Source organism: Asaia sp. VD9, assembly GCF_037150015.1.
Taxonomy (GTDB): domain Bacteria; phylum Pseudomonadota; class Alphaproteobacteria; order Acetobacterales; family Acetobacteraceae; genus Asaia.
Genome location: NZ_JBBCQM010000004.1, coordinates 131041 through 156159 on the forward strand (window position 1 = coordinate 131041; position 25119 = coordinate 156159).

The window sequence follows — 25119 nt, forward strand, 5'->3', positions numbered from 1 at the left end:
CCCCGTCCCTGTCAGAGATATTTCACGAGACGGGCAAATTCCTGCATGGCAGAATCGCGACTGACCCCGCCATCCTCGAGCGCTTCGACGATACAATGCTCGACATGATCCTGGATAAGGCTGCGCTTGGCATTGCGCAGCGTGTTTTCCACCGCCTGGATCTGCTGCGCCAGATCAGCGCAGCTTCGCTCGGCCTCGATCATGTCGAGAATGGTCGCGAGATGACCATGAGCCTGTTTCAGGCGGTGGGTGATCTTCTTGTGATTCGGTGCGCTCATATACCCCCTATACCCTAGGGGGTAGGGTATAGGAAAGCACTCTCAGCCAATCGTCTCGACGACGACGATCTCGGAATCCTGCTCGGCATGGATGATGAGAGTGCGTTCGTCGCGTATGGCGGCGCCATCTCGCTTGTGCAGCATCAGATCACGCAGACGAGCCGCGCCTGAGGCAAGGACGACATAGCCAGACCAGCCAGGCGCGAGTTCCCACTGCACAGCGCTTCCGGCGCGCAGCGTAGCGGCCTTGACCCGTGCCGTGGCATTGATCCTGAGGGCGTCCTCGTCGCCCTCCACGCCAGAGGCGAGAGTCACCAGACGGTTATCCCGTGCCTCGACCGGGAAAGGGCGCGTACCCCAGGACGGAGCGTGACCGCGCCGATCAGGGAGAATCCAGATCTGAAACAGCGTGGTCGTAACCGGCTCGATATTGACCTCGCTATGCACGATACCCGTCCCGGCCGACATGACCTGAACCTGACCGGCCTCGGTACGGCCTTCATTGCCCAGGGAATCCTTGTGCGAGATGGCCCCTGTGCGGACATAGGTGATGATTTCCATGTCGCGATGCGGGTGAGCAGGAAAACCGGTATTGGGCGCGATCTCATCGTCATTCCAGACACGCAGCGCCCCCCACCCCATACGGGACGGATCACGATATTCGGCGAAGGAGAAGTGATGGGCAGCCTTGAGCCAGCCGTGATCAGCATGGCCGAGAGAGGCGAAAGGACGTAGTTCGATCATGAGAAGAGCCTCCAACTGGGTCGATGGTCTTTGCAGCAACGACCTTACGAAGCAGGGAGTCCAGATTATATAGAAATAATGGAAAGCGATTCTTTCCATTCCAGATGAATCGCCTGACAGTCGCCGCGATGGCTCGGCCTGGCGCTCGTTGTTCAGGCGGCCTGACTCACCGTCATAGACTTCTCATGAAACCGGATACGAGGCTGAATTTTCGCTCACGCTCCGACAAGGTGAGGTCGATTTCGATGACGAAACACATCCGGGGGGATGATCTCTGCGGTGATCAAGTGCTATATTGAAAAAAGTCACGTCTCCTGAAGAACAGAGAACAAGAAATATGCCGATCGACCAGAAGGGAGAAATCTCGCCAAGCTTTGCTCTGACACGCCGGATTGCAATGCTGCGCAAGAGTCAGGGGCTTAGTCAGCAACAACTTGCCGATGCGCTCGGGGTATCACGCTCGGCTGTTGCTTTTTGGGAAACAGGGCGTGTCGGTAGTTTGCGAAAATATATTCCCAAGCTCGCGGTATTGTTCGGCGTATCGACGGAGGCATTCCTGACGGGCATGATCGAGGAAGATATTCCCGCGGTTCTGACCCCAGATGAAGATGACCTGCTGCGGCTTTATCGCCTGCTTGACCCGGAGCTGAAACTGACTGCTCAGAAATGGATGGAGCGTCAGGTGCACAAGCAGAATGCCGCCCGCCAGAAGGAAGCACGTCAGAAAGAGGCGCGCGAAGGGCTCTCCCCTTCCCCTCGCGCCAAGGCCAAAACCCTTTCCTGACGCCGACGATCCCCTCTCCAGGCAGCGACATTGCCCTGCGCTCGCAGTACGATGAAACGTTCCCTGCCAGGCATGGGGCTCACGCTCGCTTGATGTCTCCAACGGATCGCGCAACTGGGACACGGGTATTGGTCTACCTTGGCCTGTCAAAACGGGTCAGGCTGGGCTCACCGGATCCGGAACAACAGAGCTGCCTCGCCAAGATACCGCCCGGGTCTTTCCGCTACGCGTGTTTTAGACACTGCTCGTGGGAAATGCCTCGTCACGCCCGCGATATCGTCGCTGATAGTTCGGATCATAAAGCGCGCTCTCGCGCACGAGAACGGGATCGAGTGCCCTGCCCACGAGGATGAGTGCCGTGCGCGTTTCGGGCGCATCGGCCAGGGCTGATGCGATAGCACCTAGGGGTGCCTGCACGACGCGTTCATCGGGCCAACTCGCGCGGGCAATCACTGCAGCCGGACAATCAGCGCCGTAAAGAGGCAGCAGGCGGCGCACCACCTCATCCAGACGGTGAATGGCAAGATGTATCGCCAGAGTGGCTCCCGTCGCCGCGAAAGACTCGAGTGCTTCGCGCGCGGGCATGGCCGAGGCGCGCCCGGAGAGCCGCGTCAGCACCAGCGATTGCGCCACGCCCGGCACAGTAAGCTCACGACCGAGTATCGAGGCCGCCGCGGCATAGGCCGGCACCCCCGGCGTGAGGGTGTAGGGTATTCCCAGCTTTTCCAGCCGCGCCACCTGCTCGGCCACCGCGCTGTAAAGCGACAAGTCTCCTGAATGCAGTCTGGCCACATCCTGGCCGCGCTCATGGGCCTTACGGAACAGCGTCTCGATCTCGTCCAGGCAAAGCGGCGCCGTATCCACAAAATGCGTCTCGGGCCTGCAGAACCCAAGAATCTCTTTAGGCACGATTGACCCGGCATACAAACAGACCGGGACGCTGGCCAGGATATCACGCCCTCGGAGGGTCATGAGATCGGCGGCACCCGGCCCCGCCCCGATGAAATGAACCGTCACGGGCTCATTCCGCCCCGAGCATGGCGAAGGCGCAGGTGACGCCATCGCCAGCCAGGCGTGCACCCAACAGACGTGCCTGCGGGCCGAGTGCCGCAAGGGCGCAGCCCTCGGCGATGGAGCCAAATCCCATGGTGATGCGCGCACGCTCTGAATGCGTCAGGCAGCGCGGCTGTGCCTTGGCAAGCGCCATCAGATCTACGATCTCGACGGGCAGGCCAAACAGGGCAGAAACGGCCTCGACCGCTGCGTGATGCTGGCGGAACGGCGGCACCGCAAAGCTATGCGGCATACCCCAGACCGCAATCGCCTGACGCACCACGGCAATCATGGCCTCGGGAGAGGCATCGAGCTTGCAGCCCAATCCTCCGATCAGCATGTCTTGACAGCCTGATACTGGGTCACTGTCATGGCCGGTTTGAATCCAAACACATTTCCTATCGGTCCTAGACGCTCTACGCCGATGCGCGATAGCGCACCACCCCATGCTTGAAAAGCCTGGAAGAGGCGCTGCTCACCCTCAAGCGTCACCGCATTGGCCACGAGACGCCCGCCTGACGCCAGAGCGTTCCAGCCTGAATCGAGCAGCCCCGCAGTCCCGACACCCCCACCGATAAAAACGGCGTCGGGCCGGGGCAGATCCGAGAGATCGACAGGCAATGCACGCTGTTCCACGTGAAGCTCGGGCACGCCCAGCGCCTCGGCATTGCGCAGGATACGTGCTGCGCGCCCTGCATCGCGCTCGATCGCGATGCAGCGGTTTGAGGGATGGCGCAGCATCCATTCGATACCGATCGATCCCGACCCTGCCCCCATATCCCACAAGGTCTCTCCTGGATGCGGAGCAAGCGCAGCCAAGGTGACGGCCCGGACCTCTTGCTTGGTCATCTGGCCGTCATGCTCGAAGAGATAGTCAGGCAATCCGCTGGTCAGAGGCAGCAAAGTCGCACTGCTCTCCGCCACGATCTCCAGCGCCACCATGTTGAGCCGTGCGATATCAGGGGGAACAGGATCACTGGCTGTCAGAGAGCGCATGCGCTCATGCGGGCCTCCCAGGGCCTCGAGCACGTGCAGGATACTGCCGCCGCACCCACGGGCAACAAGCCACTCGGCCAGCAGACCGGGGGTCGTTTCATCGGCACTCAGGATCATCAGGCGAGCCCCCGGCTGGATCAACGGCACGAGGCGCGCCAGTGGGCGACCGCACAAGGAAGCGTAGCCGGTATTCTGCCCGCTCCAACCCAGCCGCGCGCAAGCAAGGGTAAAGCAGGATCGTCCCGGCAGAACATCAAGCGCCTCACGTCCGAAACGCTGCATGATCAGGCTGCCGATACCGAAGCAGAACGGGTCTCCCGAAGCGAGAACCACGATCCTCCTACCCCGATGCGCCTCGATCCTGTCCAGGGACTGCGCATAGGGAGTAGACCACGGAATGAGAGCCCCCGTGTTATGCCCCTCGATCAACGCGAGATGCCGCCTGCCCCCCATGACCAGATCCGCTTCAGCGATTGCCCGTTGCGCTGACCGAGAAAGCGCCGCAAACCCGTCTTCGCCAAGGCCGACCAGTGTCAGCCACGGTGATGCGCCTGTCGGGGAGAGGGGAGAAAGCAAGAGATGAAAATCCTGATCCTTGGAGGAACCACGGAAGCGCGGCTTCTTTGCGAGGCGCTCGAGTCCCGAGGGCTGCATCATATCATTTTTTCACTCGCCGGGGTCACAATCTCGGCATTGCCTGTGCCTGTCGAGACCCGCATCGGCGGATTTGGCGGCATTGCCGGCCTCGCGCGCACCCTGCGCGACGCTGCGATCGATCTTGTCATCGACGCAACCCATCCTTTCGCCGCGCAGATGAGCCGGCATGCGGTAGAAGCCTGCGCGCTTTGCGCCTTGCCCCTCCTGCGTCTCATCAGACCGGCCTGGCGTCCCGGAACGGGCGCACACTGGACTCATGCCCCGGCGATCGCTGAGGTGCCCAAAGCTCTGGGGGAGACACCGCGCCGAGTCTTCCTGACGACGGGTCGCAAGGATCTGGATCCCTTCATCGATACGCCCCATTTTTACGTCGTCCGGAGCATCGAAAGACCGCCCCTTCCCTTGCCCCGACGAAGTCTGGTCATTCTCGCACGCGGGCCTTTCGCACTCGATGAAGAGATCACCCTATTGCGTCATCACGAGATCGATTGTCTCGTGACAAAAAATGCTGGCTCTGACGCGACCGCCCCCAAGCTGGAAGCCGCCAAGCAACTCGGCATCGAAGTGGTGATGGTCGACCGCCCCCCTCTGCCTCCAGCCAACGAATGCACCAGTGTGGAGGAAGCCCTTGCCTGGATTCAGGGTATGCGACGCAGCGTATAGAGCCACGGATTCAGGCCCGGACGCTCGATCTGCCGCGTCTGGGCGCACCCGACAAGTACGAGCGTGCTCATATCAGCCGCCTCGCCCCGCGCTTCAGACAGGGGAACGCCGAGCACATGCTCGTTCTCACGTCCGATGGCACGTGCGAAGACGACCGGCGTCTCAGCCGGCAGCACATCGCGCAACACATCGAACGCCTTGTCGAGCTGGTCCGGGCGGGCCAGGGAGCGCGGGTTGTAAAGCGCAATCACCAGCCCGGCCTGAGCTGCGAGAGAAAGCCGCCGCGCCACGACCTCCCAGGGTTTCAGATTATCGGAAAGCGAGATCACGCAGAAATCTCCCCCCAAGGGGGCACCCAGCCGGGCTGACACCGCGAGCACCGCCGTCACGCCGGGGATAACCCTGATATCGAGCCCACGCCACGAGACAGGTCCTTCTGCGACAGCCTCGAACACGGCGCTCGCCATGCCGAACACGCCTGCATCCCCACCGGATACGACAACCGGGCACCGCCCCTGCGCAGCGAGATCGAGCGCGTGACGGGCCCGGTCCAGTTCCTCGCGATTATCGGTTTCATGGGAGATTGCCTGTGGCGAGGCCCCTAACGCCCGCGCCCGCGCCACATACAGCCCGTAGCCAAGGAGATCGCTCGCCTGGGACAGCGCATCACGCGCGTCATCGGTGATCTGTCCAGGCGCACCCGGCCCGAGCCCAACGATGAACAGAATGCCACTCACCGCGCGCGCGCCCTGCCGGGGACGAGCACCATCGAGAAATAGGGGGCTTTCTCAGGCGCGCGTTCAAGCGGCAGGCAGAGCTGGCCCGATTGCGTGCCCCGCTCCACATAGATCGCCTTGCTTTCACGCCCGCTTCTGGCCAGCGCAGCGCGTACCTTGTCCAGATTACGCCCGATCTTCATGATCACATGCGCATCCCCCTTGCACAGCCATGTGACAAGGCTTTCCTCATCCATGGTCGCAGGCAGCACGCTCAGCACGTCATCGCCGTGCACCATGGGGAGCGATGCCGCCGACCAGCATCCGCTCATACCAGTAATACCCGGAACGATCTCGCAACGGAAATGCGGGCTCAGCCGGTCGAAAAGATACATCGCCGAACCGTACAGAAACGGGTCACCCTCACAAAGCAGGGCAATACGCCGCCCTCTTTCGAGCTCCCTGGCGAGGCGGGCGGCACAGTCATCATAAAATGCCGCCATCTCGATCAGGTAGCGCGGGTCCTCTACGGACACTCCGGTCGTGAAGGGATAGTCGAACCGCAATTCCTCGGCGTGATCGGGCACATGCGCGCCTGCGATTACCCGCGCATGGCCCGGGCGCCCACAGGCGGCGAACCACGCCACGCAGTCAGCACCGGCAAGCAGACGCACGGCCTTGAGGGTCAGGAGCTCCGGATCGCCCGGACCCATTCCCAGAATCTGGCAGATACCGCTCATTCTTTCTCGCTGGCCAACGCATTCACACAGGCGGCCGCCATGGCACTGCCGCCCAGCCTGCCGCGCACGATCGCCCACGGGATGGTATCGAGCGCCGCCAGCGCCTCCTTCGACTCAGCGGCACCAACGAAGCCGACCGGCATGCCGATGATCGCAGCGGGGCGCACACCGCCGCGCGCCATCAATTCAAGCAGGCGAAACAGCGCCGTCGGAGCGTTGCCGATCGCCACAAGCGCACCATCGAGATCGGCGCCCCAGAGATCGACTGCCGCAGCCGAGCGCGTATTGCCGATGAACTGCGCCACCTCGGGTGTGCGCCTGTCACGCAAGGTGCAGATGACCTGGTTGTCCGCAGGCAGGCGTGCGCGTGTCACACCATGGGCAACCATCTCGGAGTCGCAGAGGATCGGCTTGCCATTCAGGAGCGCCGTTCGGGCTGCGGAAACAAATCCGGGGGCAAAAGCCAAATGGCGCGTTACTTCCACCATACCGCAGGCATGGATCACCCGCACTGCCACACGCGCTTCCTCGGCGGAGAACCCCGAAAGATCGGCCTCGGCCCTGATCGTGGCGAAGGACTGCGCATAAATTGCCGCGCCATCGCGACTATACTCGTAATGCGCCTCGGTCATGGCGGTGTCCTTCCTTCGTGTCGGCTCTGACGCAGACGCCTTCGCACGTCCTCGACGCCAAGACCAGACTCTACCGGTCTGTCTGCGGTCGTGCCGTACCATATGAGATCATACCCGTCCTTCTGCGCCACGAGCGTCACATCACGCGTATCGCGTACGGCGCAGCCCTTGGGACAGCCTGAAACATGGAGGGTTCTTCCCCCGAGATCGGGAACGAGAGACAGGGCATCGCGCTGCGTCAGAGCCTGGCCCCGCGCACAGCCTCCCTGCCCGGCGCAGGCCTCCGCCAGACGACGCGGATCGGCAGGGTCATGCATGAGGTCCGGGGCCTCGAACGGTTGATCCAGTATGAGCCCACGCCAGGGTGTGAGGCGCGCACTGATTCCGGCGCGCGCCATGCCAGCACAGCTTGCGGCACTCACCTCGCCCAATACCGCTTTCACGCCATGGCAACCGGGCAGAAACTGCCCCATCAGAGGCGGCACCTCCGCAATGAATGGCGGCGCCAAATGGAGGGCACGCGGCATCCCTATGCGCGCTGTCAGACGCTTCAGAAGCGCCACAGTCGCGCAGATAAGTTCATGCGGCTGAAGGAGGTCGGAAGACGGGCCATGGCACAACCTCCACGTCCCACGATCATGGCGCAGAGCGATATCTGCCCGCAGCGCGCCTACCGGAACATGGCCGCCCCCATCGACAGCAAGGGAGAACTTTTCGGGCGGACGCCACAGAGGGGGAAACGATATCAGCGCCGCCTCGAGCGCACGCGCCAGGGGGAGCGTCTCGGGCGCGCAACTGGAATCTTTCCCGGCAAGGGGGGACACGAAGAGAATACGCCTTCGGGATTCCGCCGCTGGATCCGCCAGGCCAAGGCCCCGTGCAGCAGCGAGCTGGGGGAAATCCCGCGCACTCACCTCATCGAGGCCGCGCAGTTGCAGGTTACCGCGCGACGTGAGCGTCATGCGTCCGTTGCCGAAACGCGCTGCATACTTGGCCAGAAAAGCGAGTTGTTCCGGACCGAGCCCCTCAAGATCGGGGGTGACGCGCACAAGCCACCCATCATGCGTCTGCATGGGGGCATGAAGGCTCGGGCACCAGCCTCTTCTCATCAAGTCAGGGCTCATCACTGCCTGATAGCGCTCAAAGCCCGTTCGCGCTCACAAAAAAAGCTGCATGCCTTGCGACATGCAGCTTTCTGAGACCCATGAACCCGAATTGGCTCAGGGAAGCTGGGCCGGAGCCGCTACCGGCAAGGGCGGAGCCACGACAAGGCCCTGGCTGCGCTGCACCAGGGTGCTCGGGCAGATGCCCAGCAGAATGGTGGCGCAGGCGAGAACCGTGATCAGCGCAGCGTTGACCGGCGTAGGCGCCGTCAGTTCGGCGCGCGTCTCGCGGTCGGCAGGCGCAGGGGTCAGCATGATCAGGATCAGGCGCAGATAATAGAACAGGCCGATGGTGCTGCTCAGGATGAGCACCAGAAGCAGGAGCGTCTGATGAGCGGATACACCGGCTGCCGCGACATAGAACTTCGCGAAGAAGCCGACGGCAGGCGGGATACCGGCAAGCGAGATCAGCATCACCGACATGGCCAGAGCCGCAGCAGGCTTGCGACGGAAGAGGCCGTGCCACTCGCGGATGTCTGTGCCCTGCGGCAGCACGCCGTTCATGATGGCGAATACGCCGAGCGTCGAGATGGCATAGGCAGCAAGATAAAATGCTGCCGAAGCCACACCAAACGGTCCGGGTGAGAGGAACGCCACCAGCAGATAACCAACATGGGCGATGGACGACCCCGCCAGCAAGCGGCGCAGATCGGTCTGCACCACCGCCATCAGGTTACCACCCAACATGCTCAGCACCGCAACGATCAGGATCTCGTTCACCTGAGCGCTGGGCACATAGAGATTGACCGACGAGAAATAGCGCAGCATGGCAGCGAAGAGGGCAATCTTGGAAGTGACAGCCACGAGTGCCGCCACCGGCACGGATGTGCCTTCAAGAACGTCCGCCAGCCAGAGATGGAACGGCACGGCAGAGAGCTTGAAGAACATACCAGTCAGGATCAGGATGACCCCCATGACGCCGATGATCGGCTCCGGGGCATGGCTCAGATCCGGAGCGGCGAAACGCAGCGCGCCCGTCTCGGCATAAATCAGCGCAAAGCCGAACACCATGGCGGCCGAGGCCACGCCGGAAAGCAGCAGATATTTCATCGCTGCTTCGCCCGCATCAAGGCGCTGGTTGCGGAAGGCAATCAGACCCAGAAGCGACAGGCTGAGCGTTTCCAGACCGAGGAAGAACGACACGAAATGGACGGCGCCTGTCATGGCTACCGCACCCAGCGTGCCCAGTGTGAGCAGCAGGAAATATTCGCTGTTCACGCTCGGATCGGCGCTGATCGCGCCGTGGCGCGACATGAGAACGATGGCCAGAACCGACAGGATAATCAGTGCGCCTGAGAAGGACGCCCAGGTGTCCGGCGCAAAAAGCGGGGTGGTGCCGGTCATGATCAGGAAGGTCGGCATCATGATGGAGGCGAGAGCCGCCAACAGCACGATCACGCACAGAATAGCGTCGCGTGCCACATGACGCCGCCAGGAGATGGCTGCGAGTTGCACCAGGCTACCAAGGCACAACACCAGCACCGCATTGGGGAGGAACGAGAAAGACATTACTGGGCCTGCTCCTGAGCGATGCTCACGACATGGGGGCTGGCCGGTGCCGAGAGGTTCAGAACCGGCTGCGGATAGACGCCAAGCGCAAGGAGAAGAAGGGCTGCCACACCGAGAACGGCCAGATGCGGAACCGAAGGCGCACCAAGCGGTGCCAACGCATCGGTCTTTTTCGGACCGTAGAAGACACGCAGCATCATGGTGAGCGAATAGACCGAGGAAAGAACCAGACCAGCCGCTGCAAAGAACGTCATGGTATGGCTGACCTGCCACGTTCCCATCAACACCAGGAACTCACCGACAAAGTTGCCCAGACCGGGAAGGCCAAGCGAAGCAGCGGCAAAGAACATGGCGAGCGCCGAGAATTGCGGCATTGCAGGCCACAGCCCGCCCATCTTGGACATGTCACGCGTACCGAGACGCTCTTCCAGAAGCCCGGCGATCACGAAGAGGGCGCCGGTGCTCAGACCATGGGCCACCATCTGGGCGATAGCGCCCTCCATGCCGATGCGCGTGCCCGAGAACACACCCAGCAGGATGAAGCCGAGATGGCTGATGGAGGAATAGGCAATCAGGCGTTTGATATCGTCCTGCGCCACTGCAAGCCACGCACAGTACAGAATACCCACCACGCCAAGCGTCATGGCGATGGGTGCCAGATGCGCCGACGCACCGGGGAAGAGCATGACCACGAAGCGGATCAGGCCGTAGCCACCCGTCTTGGCCAGCACACCTGAAAGGAGAATGCTCGCAGCGGCGGGCGATGCGGCATAGGTGTCAGGCAGCCAGGCATGGAAGGGTACCATCGGCAGCTTGACTGCAAAGGCGATGAAGAAGCCGAGCATCAGCACGGGCGCGATCGGAGCGATCAGAGCCGTCTGCGACAGGGCGAAGTAATCGAAGGTGATCACCCCGGTGCGCTGCGCATTGACGATGACGAGGCCGAGAATGGCCAACAGCATCAGGAGACCGCTACCTTGCGTGAACAGGAAGAACTTCAGCGCGGCGCGCTGGCGGCCCGCATCGCCCCAGATCAGGATGATCCCGAAGAGCGGCAGAAGCATCAGTTCCCAGAAGAAGAAGAACAGGAACAGATCGGTCGCCATAAAGACGCCATTGATCCCGGCCACCGTTGCAAGAAGCAGGCAGTGAAACAATCCGGCGCGATCAGCCACGTTGCGCGCGCTCAGAAGAGCGCAAGGCAGGGAGATGAGCGCGTTGAGCCACAGCATGACCAGGCTCAGGCCGTCGATGTCAAAACGGACATTGATACCCAGCATCGGGACCCAGGCCATGGAGAAATGGCCGAACCATCCCCCCGTGCCTGCCCCGGCGGCAAGGCTGCTGATGGTGACCTGCGCGAGCAGGACCACCATGAGAACGAGGGTGATGAGCGACGAGGCCCAGGCAGCCCGTGAAGCGCCACGCAGCCCGACGAGCCAGGCGGCGAGGCCCCCGATAAAGGGGATAAGAACGAGAGCGGGAAGTGCCAACATCATCATACCGCCAGACAAAGAGCTGCAACCGTTCCTGCTGCGATCCAGCCGGCATAGCGACGAACCTGGCCGCTTTGCAGCTTCGCAACAGCGTATCCGCTGCCCTGGGTCAGGGCTGCAACCAGATCATAGAAACGATCGATGAAATCGCGACGGTTCAGGTGGGCAAGCACCATGAACGGCCGCACGAAAACCCAGTCATACAGCGTGTCGAAGCCCCAATCGGCGCGGAGCGTCGAAATGGCGGGGCTTTGGGCTGCAACCGGCGCCTCGCCCTTGGGACGCCACAGCGTCCAGGCAATGGTCACGCCGGCAATCGGCACGAGAGAGCCGAGAATGAGCAGGCTGGTATTGTGCTCTTCGGGCAGGGCCCCGAGCACAGGGGAGAGAAGGTTGGAGAAGATATGCACGTTGGCGATGGCGTCCGGCATTTCCATCCAGCCGCCACCGATGGCCAGAACCGACAGGATCGCCATGGGCAGTGCCATCGCCAGACCCGATTTGCCGTGGGCATGGGTACGATGACCGCCCCAGAACACGATGAACACGCAGCGGAAGATATAGATCGAGGTCAGGAAGGCACCGAAAAGCGCACCGGCCCAAAAGATCGGGCTCAGATCATACGCGCTGCCAAGGATGAGTTCTTTCGAGAAGTAACCGGCCGTGATCAGCGGCAGACCAGCCAGAGCAGCCGAACCGGCAAGGAACGCGGCAAACACCCAGGGCATGTCCTTGCGCAGCCCACCCATCTTGAAGATGTCCTGCTCGTGATGGACGCGCAGAATGATCGATCCTGCCGCCATGAAGAGGAGTGCCTTGAAGAATGCGTGGGTGACGAGATGGAACATGGCTGCATGCCAGGCACCGCAACCGAGCGCCAGATACATGTAACCGAGCTGACTCATGGTGGAATAGGCGAGGATACGCTTGATGTCCGTCTGTACCAGAGCACTACCCGCAGCGAGCAGAATGGTCACGAAACCCACGATGGCGCAGGCAAACATCGCCAGCGGCGTGAGCACAAACAGACCATGCAGACGCGCCAGAAGGTACACGCCCGCCGTCACCATGGTGGCAGCGTGAATGAGCGCCGAAACCGGTGTCGGGCCAGCCATGGCGTCAGGCAGCCAGGTCTGAAGCGGCACCTGGGCCGATTTGGCCATGGCGCCACCCAGCAGCAGGAACATGCCAAGCGTGAGGGTGCGCGGCGCGGCATGCGGGCCGAGCGCGAGCAGGGTCGGAATGTCGAGCGAGCCAACGGCGGTTGCCATCAGCAGCATGCCAAGCAGGAACAGCGCATCACCTACACGCGTGACCACAAAGGCCTTGCGCGCCGCGATGGCATTAGCCTGCTCGCCATACCAGAAGCCGATGAGCAGATAGGAGCACAGCCCCACGCCTTCCCACCCGATGAAGACGCCCAGAAGGTCCGAAGCCAGGACCAGCAGCAGCATGGAGGCCACGAAGAGCGTCATATAGGTGAAGAAGCGCGCGATATCCTCGTCGTCATACATATAGGCGCAGGCATAGACGAGAATGAGAAAGCCGACGCAGGAGACGACAAGCATCATGACCAGCGAGAGCCGGTCGAGCGTCAGCGCGATCTGGGCGTTGAAGGAACCGACATTCATCCAGTTCCACAGCACAACGTGCAGCGAACCGAGGGAATCCGGACCGGAGAGGAAGCTATAGGCCGAAATCACGGCGAAGAGCGCGCAAAGCCCCATACCGGCGCCGACGAGAAGTGTCGTCGCCCGTGCCGGGAGCTTGCCCCCGGTCAGCATCAGGATGATGGAGACCGCCAGGGGACAGAAAATGACGAGCGGAAGCAGCATAGCCACGTGACTAACCCCCCAGACGATTGCCGGTATCGGCATCAAGCGTGGAGCGTCCGGCTGCATGCATGCGCAGGATGATGGCCAGGCCTACCGCGGATTCCGCAGCGGCAAAGGCAACCACCATGATGAACATGACCTGACCATCTGCCATATGCCAGCGATTACCCGCCGCAATGAATGCGAGGCAGGCGGCATTGAGCATGATCTCGGTCGACATCAGCATGAAGAGCAGGTTGCGGCGCACGAGGACGCCCAACGCTCCGAGTGAAAAGAGAATGACGGCGACGATGAGCGCGCCATTGGGATCGGCAGCAGTCATATCAGGATTTCCCTCCGATCCGGCGGCCGATGTGATAGGCGCTCACGAGCCCCGCCAGAAGCAGGAACGAGGAGAGCTCGACGGTCAGGATATAGGGGCCGTAAAGCGTCAGGCCGACAGCCTTGGGGCCGATCGGCGCGCCCACGGTACCCACTGCCATGGTGTTGTGGCTCACGCCATAAACCAGAAGACCCATCAACAGGATCGAAATCACACCCGGTCCGACCCAGGCGCCCCCGGCGAACCAACCTTTTTCACGAAGCTGGTCGGGCTGGCCAAGATTGATCATCATGACCACGAACACGAACAGGACCATGATCGCGCCAGCATAGACGATGATCTCGAGCATGGCGGCAAAAGGCGCGCCCAGTTCTTCAAACATGCAGGCCAGGGCCAGAAGCGACACGACAAGATAAAGCAGGCCGTGCACGGGAATGGTGCGGGTGATCGCCAACGCGGTCGCGCCGATGGCGATCAGCCCATAGAGTTCAAGCATGATATTCATGATCAGGGCATCAGCGCATGAATGTCGATGGGCTTGGCTTCATTTTCGGCTTCACCTTTGTTCTTGCCCGGGATCTTGAGCCCCGACACATTATAGAAGCTGTAATCATGTACCTTGCCGGGTCCGCTGATCAGGAGGTCTTCCTTCTCGTAAACCAGGTTCTGGCGCACATATTCGCTCATCTCGAAATCGGGCGTGAGCTGAATGGCGTAGGTCGGGCAGGCTTCCTCACAGAAACCGCAGAAAATGCAGCGTGAGAAATTGATCTGGAAGAATTCCGGATACCAGCGTCCTTCCTTCTCGCCCTTCTGCAAGCTGATGCAATCCACCGGGCAGGCTGCGGCGCAGAGATTGCAGGCCACGCAGCGTTCTTCGCCGCTGGGGTCGCGGGTTAGGACGATACGGCCGCGATAGCGGGGGGACAGGTAGGGTTTGACGTCCGGATACTGCACCGTTTCATTGCGATGAAACATGTGCAGGAACGTCATCCATATAGTGCGGAGAATACCGAGCATGGCGCGCCCCCTCTCAGACGCCCGCGCGCAGCAGAATGACCGCGCCGGTGACCAGAATGTTAAGAAGAGACAGCGGCAGCAGAACCTTCCAGCCGAACGACATCAACTGGTCGTAACGGGGACGCGGCAGCGCTGCACGAAGCAGGATGTAGAAGCAGATCAGCAGGAAGACCTTGATCGCGAACCACAGGAAGGGCGGCAGGAACGGACCATGCCAACCACCGAGGTAAAGCGTGGTGATCAGGGCCGAGCTGAGCGCGACACCGGCATATTCGGCAAGGTAGAACATGCCGAATTTCATCCCCGAATACTCGGTATGGAAGCCTGCGCCGATCTCGTTTTCACCTTCAGGGAAATCGAAAGGCAGACGATGCGTCTCGGCAATACCGGCCAGCAGGAAGATCACGGCACCGAGGCATTGCGGGATGATGAACCAGCAATGGGTCTGCGCTTCGACGATATCACGGATGCTGAAAGAACCGGCCGCCATGACCACGCCCATGACGGACAGGCCCATGAACACTTCATAGGAGATCATCTGCGCGGCGGCACGCATGCCACCGAGCAGGGCATATTTGTTATTGGACGACCACCCGGCGAGAACCACCGAATACACGCCAAGCCCCAGCATGCCGAAGATGAAGAGCAGGCCGACATTCAGCTCACCCGCTACACCCCAGATGGGCGTGATGGGCACGACGCCAAAGCAGAGCAGAACGGCGAGGAAGCCGATGATCGGCGCGACAAGGAAGACCGGCTTGTCCGCAAAAGGCGGAATCCAGTCCTGCTTGAACAGCATCTTCATCGCATCGGCGATGACCTGAAACAGGCCGAACGGGCCGACGCGGTTCGGGCCGGGGCGATCCTGGAACACGCCAAGCAGGCGACGCTCCAGCATGGTCGAGACCGCTGCGACGCCGAGAACACCGAAGACGGTCACGACGATCACAAGAATTGGCCACACGATGGGCATCATACCGCGCTCTCCGTTCCAATACGCTCGGCAGGCGCCGTAATTTCAAGCGAGACCCAGCCCGGAGCCGACCAGGAGCGGGACACCATATGCGGCGGGCAGGTGGCGACGCCTTCGGGAAGGGCCGGATCGGATACGGCATCGACCGTGAAGACCTCGCCATTCAGCGACAGACGAACCTGTGCGCCCTTGGCCACGGCACCACCGATACGGACCACCGCAGGGGCAGCGCGCTCGGCAATCGGCTGGGCCATCATGCTCATCTCATCCGTGCCGAATACGCGGGCTTCGGGCAGAAGCATGAACTGACCGGTGCGGGGGGCAAAAGCCGACGGTACGTCCATGGCATAGGAGCCAGCCGCATTGGTCCCCCCTTCCACCAGACGCACGCCGCAATCACCACCGCGCATCTTGCCTCCGATTTCCTGCTGGAAGCGGTTCAGCGACTGCTCGGAGTTCCAGCCGGGCACCTGATAGAACGGCACGAGCGTGCCGGGCATGTCGGTGCTGTAGGAGCCTTCCATCGTGGAATGCAGCGGTGTGTCGGGCGAGCTCGGCGGCGGAATGTCGCGCACGCTGATATTGGCGCGAATAGCCGTGCGTCCGCTGACGCGATGCGTCTGGCTGCGGAGCGGCGTGCCTTCCAGCTCGTAATCCGAACCCGGTGCCGCCTCGGGGATGCGGGCGAAAGCCGGCATCGTCGTCGCGATTTCAGCGATCAGATCATCCAGCTTGCCCCAGGGCTGCACATGGCTGAGGCCAGCGGCCTGCGCCATATCGGCAATCCAGCGCCAGCCCGCCTGAAGCGGCGCGTCAGGATAGACAACCTGGAAGAAGCGCTGGGCGCGGCCTTCTGCACTGACCAGCGTGCCATCCGTCTCGGAATAGGCTGCCGAGGGGAAGGTGACCTGAGAGCGGATAGCCGTCGGCGTAACCGAGTGATCGAGCACCACCAGATTGGCGGCACTTTCAACCAGCGCCTCGAACTGCGCGCCATCGAGGCGGCGGCTCAGATCGTTTTCGAGAACGATCAGCGTGGCATTGGCGGCGCGGGCCGCGATCGTGTCGAGCGATAGCCCGTCCATCAGCGCGAGGCCCATCGAGTTGGCTTCCGGCAGGACGAAGCTGATAAGCGGCGTCTTTCCCTTGGCGGCCAGGGCAGAGGCGATGTTCGCCGTTGCCTGAAGCAGGGCAGCTGACGCGTATTGCAGGCCGGACACCAGAAGCGGCTTTTCAGCAGCCAGCAGAGCATCAGCGATAAGCGACGCGGAAGCCGCCTCGGCCTCGGTCAGTCCAGCCACATCGGGAGCCGACGCGTCGATGCGATGCGCGATGGCGAACCCGAGACGCGCGGCATCTTCCGGCATGGCGCGGATCGCGTCCTGCGCGAAACCGTCCAGATCGGTCACGGTGGGGGACACGACGAAGAGCGGCGAGATCGTGTCCTGACCCAGCGTCCGTACGGAGGCGTCCATCCAGTGAGGGACACGGGCCTGATCGGCCGCCTTATTGAAGGCGGTGCGCTTGATCTGGCGCAGTGCCAGGCTCATGCGTGGCGAGGTTGCCGAGACATCCTCACCCAGGATCAGGGCGCCGTCAGCGGCTTCCATCTCATGCATGGTGGCGATGCGTGCCGGACCAGCGGCCAAAAGCGACACGGCCAGCTTGACCAGGCTGTGCTGCGGCTCGGCCATGCCTGTCGAGAAGTTCTCGGCACCGACGAGCTTGCGCAGGGCGTAGTTGGACTCCAGCGAGGCGCGCGGCGAGCCGATGCCCACCAGCTTGCCCGAAGCCGCGATCTTGCCGAAATGATCCAGAGCAGCCTGGGCCGGTACCGGCGTCATGTCGCCATCGATCACGTAACCAGCCGAACGCAGGCGCGTCGGGGCATTGACCCAGCCATGACCGAAGCGACCACGATCGCACAGGAAGTAGCGGTTCACCTCATCATTATAGCGGTTGAGCGTACGGCGAACCTTGCCGGCGCGCTCATTGATGATGGTGTTGCAGCCCGTTGCGCAGTTGGAGCAGACGGACGGCGCGCCGCGCATGTCCCATTTGCGGCTGTACATCTTCGAGAACGGCTTGTCGGTGAACACGCCGGTCGGGCAGACCTCGATGAGGTTGCCTGAGAAGGGGCTCTCCAGCGTGCCGCTCTCATGGCGTCCGAAATAGACGTTGTTATGCGAGGCAAACACGCCCAGATCCTGGCCGCCCGCGTAGTCACGATAGAAGCGCACGCAACGATAGCAGGCGATGCAGCGGTTCATTTCGTGCTTCACGAAAGGACCGAGTTCCTGGTTGTTGTGGGTGCGCTTGTCGAAACGGTAGCGACGCTCGCGATGACCGGTCATGACGGTCATGTCCTGAAGATGGCATTCACCACCTTCTTCACAGACCGGGCAGTCATGCGGGTGGTTCGTCATGAGCCACTCGACCACCTCGCCACGGAATTCCTTGGCTTCAGGGTCTTCAACCGAGATGATCGCGCCTTCAGTTACCGGCGTCATGCAGGCCATGACGATACGACCGCGTGTGTCGTCGGCATTGGCATATTGCTTGACGGCGCACTGACGGCACGCACCGACAGACCCGAGTTCCGGGTGCCAGCAGAAATAGGGCAGGTCTTCCCCTGCCTCGAGACAGGCCTGCAGAAGGTTCACGTCTGAACGTGCTTCAACCTCGCGGCCGTCGATTACGATTTTTGCCATCGGGCCGTTCCTCCTACGCCGCCTGCCCTGCGGCGCCGCTCTCTGCGGTGCCGGAGGCGGGCTTGCTAACCATTCGCTGGAAATCCTCGGCGAACATCTTCAGACCGCTGGCCAGAGGTGCAATCGCACCCGGCGCATGGGCGCAGAAAGTGCGCCCCATCGGGCCGATCAGGCGGGCTGCGTCATGGAGGCGATCGATATCCTCCGGCGTGCCGCGCCCTTCCTCAATGGCAATCAGAAGACGCTCAACCCAGGGCAGCCCGTCACGACAGGGCGTGCACCAGCCACAGGATTCCTGTGCAAAGAAGTGCTCGAGATTGCGGATCATCCCGATCGGGCTGGTCTTGTCATCGAGCAGGATAGCCAGACCCGTGCCGAGGCGGCTGCCCGCCTTTTCCGGCGTCGGGTAATCCATGACGATGTCAGCGTGTTCGGCCCCGAGGAACGCTGTCGAGGCACCACCGGGGAGGAAGGCGCGCAGCTTGTAGCCATCCTGCATGCCGCCCGCACACTCGTTCAGGATCACGCCCAGCGACGTGCCCAGCGGCAATTCGAACACACCCGGACGCTTGGCGCGACCGCTGACACCGTAGAGCTTCGTGCCACCATCGGCGCAGGCGCTCAGTCCCAGATACCACTCCGTGCCATTGGCCAGGATATGCGGGATGTTGCTGAAGGTCTCGATGTTGTTCACGACCGTCGGCGCGCCCCACAGACCACCGATCTGGGGGAATGGCGGCTTCGCGCGCGGGTTGGCGCGACGGCCTTCCAGCGCCGTGATCAGAGCCGTTTCCTCACCGCAGATATAGCGACCGGCGGAGGGATGGACGTGAAGATCGAAATCGAAGCCCGAGCCGAGAATGTTCTCGCCAAGGAAACCGGCTTCACGCGCCTGGATGACCGCCTGCTGAAGACGCTCCAGACCGAGATGATATTCACCGCGCAGGAAGATGATGCCGTGCCGTGCCTGGATGGCATAGGCCGAGATGATCATGCCTTCGATGAGTTGAAGCGGATTGCCTTCGACAAGGATACGATCCTTGAAGGTGCCCGGCTCCATTTCATCGCCATTGGCGACGATGTATTTGAGGCGGTCCTTGGAGGATTCCTTGGGAACGAAGCTCCATTTCATGCCGGTGCTGAACCCGGCGCCGCCGCGTCCCCGCAGCTTGGAGTCCGTCACCTCGGTGATGATCTCCGCAGGGCTCATGCCCAGGGCGCGGCGCAGACCGCGCCAGCCACCCTTCTTGTCGTAGCCAGCCGGATCAAGCGGTGTCTCGCGATTGACGAGCGCCAGAAGCGGTTGCTTTTCGGGGTTGAGACCAGTCATCACTTCTTCCTCGCCCGAATGTCGTCGATGATGCCGTCGATATCTTCCGGACGGACAGGACCGAACAGGTCCTTGCCGACCAGCATGGCCGGCGCATGGTCGCAATGACCGAGGCAGACGATGGGCAGAACGGTGAATTCACCGTCCGGTGTCGTCTCGCCCATTTTCACGCCCAGCTTCTTGCACAGGCGCTCGCGTGTCTGCTCGGCACCCATGATGTAGCAGGAAACGGAGTCACAGAGCATGACCACGTTCTTGCCGACCGGTTTGCGGAACAGCAGGTTGAAATAGGTGGCAATCCCATCCAGATCGGCCTGGGACATGCCCAGGATGCGTGCCGTATGGGCGAGATGCGCATCGTTGATCCAGCCAAAACGCTCCTGCACGAGGCGCAGCGCCTCGATGGCGGCGCCACGCGGATGATGTTCGTGGGCGGCCATGTCGATGAACGTATCGACGAGATCCTGAGGGAGTTCGGCGTCCTGCGCCGTGAGTTCAGCGGTCGACATCGGCCATCACAAAATCGATGCTTCCGATGATGGCGATCAGATCGGCAATCATGGTGCCGCGTGACAGCATCGGAAGCTGTTGCAGATGAATGAACGACGGTGTGCGGATACGCGTCCGGTAGGACATCGTGCCGCCATCGCTCACGAGGTAATACTGGTTCAGGCCCTTGGTCGCCTCGATACAGGTGCGCACTTCGCCCTGCGGAATGACCGGCCCCCAGCTGACGCCCACGAAGTGATGGATGAGCGTCTCGATGTCATGCATCGTGCGCGGCTTCGGCGGCGGCATGGCCAGCGGATGCTCGGCCTTGTAGGCCCCGCCCGGCATGTTATCGAGGCAGTAGCGAATGATGCGCAGGCTCTGGCGGATCTCTTCGATATGCACCGCTGCGCGGTCATAGCAATCGCCGTTGACGGCTGTCGGAATATCGAAATCGATCTGGTCGTAGCCCGAATAGGGCGCCTTGCGACGATAATCCCATTCCAGACCCGTGGCGCGAAGCCCCGGCCCCGTCACGCCCCAATCCACCGCCTCTTCGGTATTATAGACGCCAACGCCCTTGGTGCGGGCCTTGAAGATCGGGTTCTTCATGACGAGTTCGTTGTACTCGTCCAGGCGCTTGGGCAGATAATCGAGGAAGGCGCGAACCTCGCCATCCCAGCCCTGCGGCAGATCCATCGCCACGCCGCCGATGCGGAAGAAGGCCGGATGCATGCGGAAGCCGCAGATTTTTTCTATGATTTCGAAAACGCGCTCACGGTCGGTGAAGATGTAGAAGACCGGCGAGAGCTGACCCAGATCCTGCACCATCGTTCCGTAGAACACGAGATGGCTGGAGATACGGAAGAACTCGGCCAGCATGATGCGGATGAGCTGCGCACGCGGCGGCACGGTGATGCCTGCCAGCTTTTCGACACCCATCACATAGGGGAAGTTGTTCATCACCCCGCCGACATAGTCGATACGATCGGTATAGGGGATGTAGCTGTGCCAGGTCTGGCGCTCGGCCATCTTCTCGGCGCCGCGATGATGGAAGCCGATATCGGGCACCGCATCGACAATGAACTCACCTTCAAGCTGCAGCACGACGCGAAACACGCCATGGACCGAAGGATGGTTCGGGCCGAGATTGAGGAACATGAAGTCGCTATTGTCGGAGTGACGCTTCATGCCCCAGGATTCGGGGTCGAATTTCAGCGCTTCCTGCTCGTCGAAAACCTGGCCTTCGGAGAGCGTGTAAGGCGGGCGCTCGGTTGCGCGGGCGTAATGGTCCTTGCGCAGGGGATGACCGACCCAGGTCGGCGGTGTCAGAATGCGCGAGAGATGCGGATGCCCCTCGAACACGACACCGAACAAATCCCAGGCTTCGCGCTCCAGCCAGTTCGAATTCGGCCAGATATCAGTGATGGAGGCGATATTGGCGTCATCGACGGCGAGAGGCACCTTGAAGCGCACTTCATCGATCGGCCCGTCGAAGGACTGAATGTGGTAGATGACTGTGAAGTCGGATGCTGGAAGGCCGTCACGATGGATACGCTGACGCTCATCCACACAGGTCAGGTCGAGCAGCATGCGCAGCGCGCCGCCGGCCTTGACGGCCTGAAGCACGGCGCGGATCTGGCCACGCGAGACCCAGAAAGTGGGCACGCCGTCGCGCGTAGCCTCTTCCATCATGATCATGTGCGGCGGGAAGGCAGCGACCGAAGCCCCCATGCTGCCCGTGACCGTGCCTGCTGCGCGGCTGTTGTCGAAAACTTCGCTCATTGCTGCAGGCTCCTCAGATCGTGTCGGGCGTACGCAGCTTGGTGACCGCCATGCGCTCTTCACGCTTGAGGTCGCGCATGCTGGCAGGGGTCACCTTGGTGACGCCCTGATCGCCCACCATCCAGCTGAGCGGACGGCGCTGCTTGCCGATCGAATCCTGCAGCAGCATCAACCCCTCGAGCAAAGCGTCGGGGCGCGGCGGACAGCCCGGCACGTATACGTCGACGGGGAGGAAGCTATCGACGCCCTGCACCACACTGTAGATGTCGTACATACCACCCGAATTGGCGCAGGAGCCCATGGAAATGACCCAGCGCGGCTCGAGCATCTGGTCGTACAGATACTTCACGATAGGGGCCATCTTGCGGAACACGGTACCGGCGATCACGATCAGATCGGCCTCGCGAGGGGTAGCGCGCAACACTTCTGAGCCGAAGCGCGCGATGTCGTAGCGGCTGGTGAAGGCCGTCGCCATTTCCACATAGCAACAGGACAGGCCGAAATTGAACGGCCAGACCGAATTCTTCTGCCCCCAGGAAATGAAATCCTGAAGCTTGCCCACAACAAGATTACGGCGCACGTCCTCGTGCGCCAGAAGTTCTTCAGGGGATTGCAGACGGGGCTCGCCGACGGCGGAGGTAAGAGTCCAAGTCATCGTTATACGACCTCGCGCTCGGGGATTTTGACAAGTTCGACGGGGGAATTGGGCGGCACCTTGACCGGCATGCGGCGGTGCTTGGGGCCCCATTCAAGGGCGCCGCTGCGCCAGAGATAGACCAGAGCAAGCGTCAGAAAGACGACGAAGGTCACGACCGAGATGAAGGCGGCCCAGCCGGCCTCGACCACCACGGAGGCCCATGAATAGATGAACACGCCCTCGACGTCGAAAATGACGAAGAAGACGGCCAGCAGATAATACTGCACCGGCAGGCGAATGCGCGCCGAGCCGGTGGAGAGAATACCTGATTCATAAGGGAGGCTCATCGAGCGACCGCGTGCCGCACCGACACGACGAGGGCCAAGAGCAGCTGACAGCGCCACCACGATGCAAAGGAAAATGACCGTAAAGGCCACGTAGATCGCTAGAGCATGATCTGCGAGAAACTGAGACACTGGCGCAACCACCTATTCCCGACGGGACCACAGGCCTGCGTGTGCTCAGGGCGTGAAACGCCTATCCGCATGCAAGTTGCCAGTGGTCGTGAGGTTTTTTTCTGCGCCATTGCCTAGCATCACATCAAGTCCCTGCCTATCACCTGAAGGGGAGCACACGAACCCGTGATTATTAGTATTTAAACAGTCCTCTTTTTGTTGATATCAGTTATCAACTTGCTCCTTTTCTGGACGAAATTCGTCCAGAAACTTGTTGATATTTATTCTCAACTTCGCGCTTTTTCGCCGGACAGGGCCTGGTCCAGATACTGACCAGCCCTGATCAGCGCCAGATGGGTGAAAGCCTGGGGGAAATTGCCCAGATGCTCGCCCGCAGGCCCGATCTCCTCGGAAAACAGGCCGACATGATTTGCGTAGGAGAGGGTCTTGTCGAACAGGAAGCGCGCCATGAGCAGGTCGCCCGACCGCGCCAGGCACTCGATGTACCAGAAAGAGCACATGGTGAACGTACCCTCACGGCCCTCCAGCCCGTCCTCGTTATCGCCCTCGGCCACGTGATAACGAAAGACATGGCTGTCATCGAGCAGCTGATCACCCACTGCCTTGAGCGTGGCCTTCCAGCGGGAGTCGTGATCGCCAATAAAGCCCATCAGCGGCATGAGCAGGCAGGACGCATCGATTGCAGTACCGCCCTTGTACTGGACGTAATACTGAAGCTCGTCGCTCCAGAAATTATTTTGGACATCCATGTAGATAGCATTGCGTTCACGCACCCAGACTGCAATGCGCGCTGGCAAACCCCGTTCTTCCGAGAGACGAATGGCGCGATCCAGAGCGACCCAGCACATGATGCGCGAGAACAGGAAGTGCTTCTTCCCGCCCCTCACCTCCCAGATGCTTTCATCGGGCTGGTTCCAGTTCACGCACAGCCAGTCGATCCCCTCGGCGATGGACTCCCAGGCCTTCCAGCTGATGCGCTCGCAGTGACGATCGGCATGATAGACCGCGTCCATCATCTCGCCGATGATATCGAGCTGAAGCTGGTCCTCGGCCCCATTGCCGATACGCACCGGACGGGACTCCCTGAAACCTCGGAAATGGGTCAGATCGGTTTCGGGCACGAAGGCCTTGCCATCAATGGCGTACATGACCTTCAGGCGGGCCTCACCGGGCTGCGCCTCGAGACGCCGTTCATGGAGCCATCGGATGAAAGCGGTCGCCTCTTCGGTGTGACCGGTCTTCATGAAGGCGTAGACCATGAACGAGGAATCACGGATCCAGCAGTAACGATAGTCCCAGTTGCGCACCCCGCCGGGGTCTTCTGGCAGGCCGAAGGTCGCTGCCGCCACCATCGAGCCATATTCTGCAGACGTCAGCAGCTTGAGCGCGAGGGTGGAACGCGTGATGTGATCATGCCAGCGCCCATGGTATTCCGCACGCGCCACCCAGTCGGTCCAGTAATTGGCCGTGGCCTTGAAGGCGTTTGAGGTCCAGTGATCTTCCAGGCACAGATTCTCGTCGGTCGTGACGCTGTCGAGCATGAAGATGGCGGTTTCGTTGAGCTCGAGCACGAATTCCGCACAGGCATCCTGCTCGATGATCCGCATGGGAATTGTCGAACTGATACGCAGCGTCGGCAGGTCGGACCGCAGCGGCTCAAACAGGATCACCTTGTCATTGAGCGCGCGCGTCCGGTGCCCCACACGGGCGTAATCGAAACGCGGCGCGCAATGCAGTCGGAACTTCAGTGTACCCCGTACGGCCTTCACCCGGCGGATCACACGCTGTTCGGGGTAATCGGGGGCAAGCGTCATGAAATCGGAGATCTCGCTCACCCCTTCCGGCGAGAGGACCCGTGTGAGCAGAACATTGGTGTCCGGCACGTAGAACTGGCGAAAACGCCCCCCTTCCAGCACGGGCGCCAGTTCGAAGAACCCGGCATTCGGCTCCAGCAGGGAGGCAAACACGCTCGGGGAGTCGAAACGGGGCCAGCACATGAAGTCGATCGATCCGTTGAGCGCCACCAGCGCCGTCGTTCTCAGATCGCCGATCACGGCATGATTCTCGATCGCCATACTCATCATCAGTTCTTTCGACCCAGCCCTTTTCA

25 protein-coding genes are annotated in these 25119 nt (G+C 61.6%); 2 read left to right on the top strand and 23 right to left on the bottom strand.

Annotated features, from left to right (window positions below):
• Positions 1-11: 11 nt before the first annotated feature.
• The gene (locus WFJ47_RS06935; protein WP_127101797.1) at positions 12-278 is read right to left on the bottom strand and encodes a metal-sensing transcriptional repressor; all 267 of its coding nucleotides are present in this window, start codon (positions 276-278) and stop codon (positions 12-14) included.
• A gap of 42 nt (positions 279-320) precedes the next feature.
• Positions 321-1022 carry a pirin family protein gene (locus WFJ47_RS06940; protein ID WP_336761871.1) on the bottom strand — a complete coding sequence of 234 codons (702 nt, stop codon included), beginning with the start codon at positions 1020-1022 and terminating at the stop codon, positions 321-323.
• A gap of 337 nt (positions 1023-1359) precedes the next feature.
• Between WFJ47_RS06940 and WFJ47_RS06945 the strand changes: the two genes are divergently transcribed.
• Positions 1360-1806, top strand: a complete 447-nt coding sequence (locus WFJ47_RS06945) for a helix-turn-helix domain-containing protein (protein ID WP_127101795.1) — start codon at positions 1360-1362, stop codon at positions 1804-1806.
• 234 nt (positions 1807-2040) lie between these two features.
• Here the strand turns inward: WFJ47_RS06945 and cobM are convergent, their stop codons facing one another.
• The 3 genes from cobM to cbiE are packed head-to-tail and all read right to left on the bottom strand — an operon-like array spanning position 2041 to position 4431.
• Complete coding sequence (cobM, locus tag WFJ47_RS06950; protein WP_336761875.1) at positions 2041-2823, bottom strand: precorrin-4 C(11)-methyltransferase; 783 nt, start codon at positions 2821-2823, stop codon at positions 2041-2043.
• Between the two features lie 4 nt (positions 2824-2827).
• Positions 2828-3199 (bottom strand): cobalamin biosynthesis protein, encoded by a 372-nt coding sequence (locus tag WFJ47_RS06955; protein ID WP_158625358.1) that lies wholly within the window; start codon positions 3197-3199, stop codon positions 2828-2830.
• Positions 3193-4431 (bottom strand): precorrin-6y C5,15-methyltransferase (decarboxylating) subunit CbiE, encoded by a 1239-nt coding sequence (cbiE, locus tag WFJ47_RS06960; RefSeq protein ID WP_233582009.1) that lies wholly within the window; start codon positions 4429-4431, stop codon positions 3193-3195. The genes WFJ47_RS06955 and cbiE overlap by 7 nt, the downstream gene beginning before the upstream one ends.
• 3 nt (positions 4432-4434) lie before the next feature.
• Between cbiE and WFJ47_RS06965 the strand changes: the two genes are divergently transcribed.
• The gene (locus WFJ47_RS06965; protein ID WP_336761877.1) at positions 4435-5175 is read left to right on the top strand and encodes a cobalt-precorrin-6A reductase; all 741 of its coding nucleotides are present in this window, start codon (positions 4435-4437) and stop codon (positions 5173-5175) included.
• Here WFJ47_RS06965 and cobJ read toward each other — a convergent pair.
• From cobJ to WFJ47_RS07055, 18 genes are all read right to left on the bottom strand, one after another.
• A complete protein-coding gene (gene cobJ / locus WFJ47_RS06970; RefSeq protein ID WP_336761878.1) occupies positions 5151-5912 on the bottom strand; it encodes a precorrin-3B C(17)-methyltransferase in 762 nt (253 codons plus the stop codon). The genes WFJ47_RS06965 and cobJ overlap by 25 nt on opposite strands.
• Positions 5909-6631, bottom strand: a complete 723-nt coding sequence (locus WFJ47_RS06975) for a precorrin-2 C(20)-methyltransferase (protein ID WP_127101790.1) — start codon at positions 6629-6631, stop codon at positions 5909-5911. Before WFJ47_RS06975 ends, cobJ begins: the two co-directional genes overlap by 4 nt.
• Entirely contained in the window at positions 6628-7263 is a 636-nt protein-coding gene (locus WFJ47_RS06980) for a precorrin-8X methylmutase (protein ID WP_127101789.1), read from the bottom strand. The genes WFJ47_RS06975 and WFJ47_RS06980 overlap by 4 nt, the downstream gene beginning before the upstream one ends.
• The gene (locus WFJ47_RS06985) at positions 7260-8372 is read right to left on the bottom strand and encodes a precorrin-3B synthase (protein WP_336761880.1); all 1113 of its coding nucleotides are present in this window, start codon (positions 8370-8372) and stop codon (positions 7260-7262) included. Before WFJ47_RS06985 ends, WFJ47_RS06980 begins: the two co-directional genes overlap by 4 nt.
• Positions 8373-8483: 111 nt before the next feature.
• A complete protein-coding gene (locus WFJ47_RS06990; protein WP_336761882.1) occupies positions 8484-9935 on the bottom strand; it encodes an NADH-quinone oxidoreductase subunit N in 1452 nt (483 codons plus the stop codon).
• Positions 9935-11437 (bottom strand): NADH-quinone oxidoreductase subunit M, encoded by a 1503-nt coding sequence (locus WFJ47_RS06995; protein WP_336761884.1) that lies wholly within the window; start codon positions 11435-11437, stop codon positions 9935-9937. Before WFJ47_RS06995 ends, WFJ47_RS06990 begins: the two co-directional genes overlap by 1 nt.
• Complete coding sequence (gene nuoL / locus WFJ47_RS07000) at positions 11434-13266, bottom strand: NADH-quinone oxidoreductase subunit L (protein ID WP_336762077.1); 1833 nt, start codon at positions 13264-13266, stop codon at positions 11434-11436. The genes WFJ47_RS06995 and nuoL overlap by 4 nt, the downstream gene beginning before the upstream one ends.
• A gap of 10 nt (positions 13267-13276) precedes the next feature.
• Entirely contained in the window at positions 13277-13588 is a 312-nt protein-coding gene (gene nuoK / locus WFJ47_RS07005) for an NADH-quinone oxidoreductase subunit NuoK (protein WP_023979431.1), read from the bottom strand.
• A 1-nt stretch (position 13589) separates the two neighbouring features.
• On the bottom strand, positions 13590-14093 hold the full coding sequence (nuoJ, locus tag WFJ47_RS07010; protein WP_127101786.1) for an NADH-quinone oxidoreductase subunit J: 504 nt from the start codon (positions 14091-14093) through the stop codon (positions 13590-13592).
• A 2-nt stretch (positions 14094-14095) separates the two neighbouring features.
• The gene (gene nuoI, locus WFJ47_RS07015) at positions 14096-14608 is read right to left on the bottom strand and encodes an NADH-quinone oxidoreductase subunit NuoI (RefSeq protein ID WP_023979429.1); all 513 of its coding nucleotides are present in this window, start codon (positions 14606-14608) and stop codon (positions 14096-14098) included.
• Positions 14609-14621: 13 nt separating this feature from the next.
• Positions 14622-15584, bottom strand: a complete 963-nt coding sequence (gene nuoH, locus WFJ47_RS07020) for an NADH-quinone oxidoreductase subunit NuoH (protein WP_127101785.1) — start codon at positions 15582-15584, stop codon at positions 14622-14624.
• Positions 15581-18292, bottom strand: a complete 2712-nt coding sequence (gene nuoG / locus WFJ47_RS07025; protein ID WP_336761886.1) for an NADH-quinone oxidoreductase subunit NuoG — start codon at positions 18290-18292, stop codon at positions 15581-15583. The genes nuoH and nuoG overlap by 4 nt, the downstream gene beginning before the upstream one ends.
• A 13-nt stretch (positions 18293-18305) precedes the next feature.
• Positions 18306-19622: an NADH-quinone oxidoreductase subunit NuoF gene (gene nuoF, locus WFJ47_RS07030; RefSeq protein WP_336761887.1), complete on the bottom strand. Its 1317-nt coding sequence runs from the start codon at positions 19620-19622 to the stop codon at positions 18306-18308.
• Positions 19622-20131, bottom strand: a complete 510-nt coding sequence (gene nuoE, locus WFJ47_RS07035; protein WP_127101782.1) for an NADH-quinone oxidoreductase subunit NuoE — start codon at positions 20129-20131, stop codon at positions 19622-19624. The genes nuoF and nuoE overlap by 1 nt, the downstream gene beginning before the upstream one ends.
• Positions 20118-21845, bottom strand: a complete 1728-nt coding sequence (gene nuoC, locus WFJ47_RS07040) for an NADH-quinone oxidoreductase subunit C/D (RefSeq protein WP_336762079.1) — start codon at positions 21843-21845, stop codon at positions 20118-20120. Before nuoC ends, nuoE begins: the two co-directional genes overlap by 14 nt.
• 64 nt (positions 21846-21909) lie before the next feature.
• Entirely contained in the window at positions 21910-22551 is a 642-nt protein-coding gene (locus WFJ47_RS07045) for an NADH-quinone oxidoreductase subunit B (protein WP_023979422.1), read from the bottom strand.
• Between the two features lie 2 nt (positions 22552-22553).
• On the bottom strand, positions 22554-23009 hold the full coding sequence (locus WFJ47_RS07050) for an NADH-quinone oxidoreductase subunit A (protein WP_127101781.1): 456 nt from the start codon (positions 23007-23009) through the stop codon (positions 22554-22556).
• A gap of 266 nt (positions 23010-23275) precedes the next feature.
• A complete protein-coding gene (locus WFJ47_RS07055) occupies positions 23276-25084 on the bottom strand; it encodes a glycoside hydrolase family 15 protein (protein ID WP_336761890.1) in 1809 nt (602 codons plus the stop codon).
• Between the last annotated feature and the right edge of the window lie 35 nt (positions 25085-25119).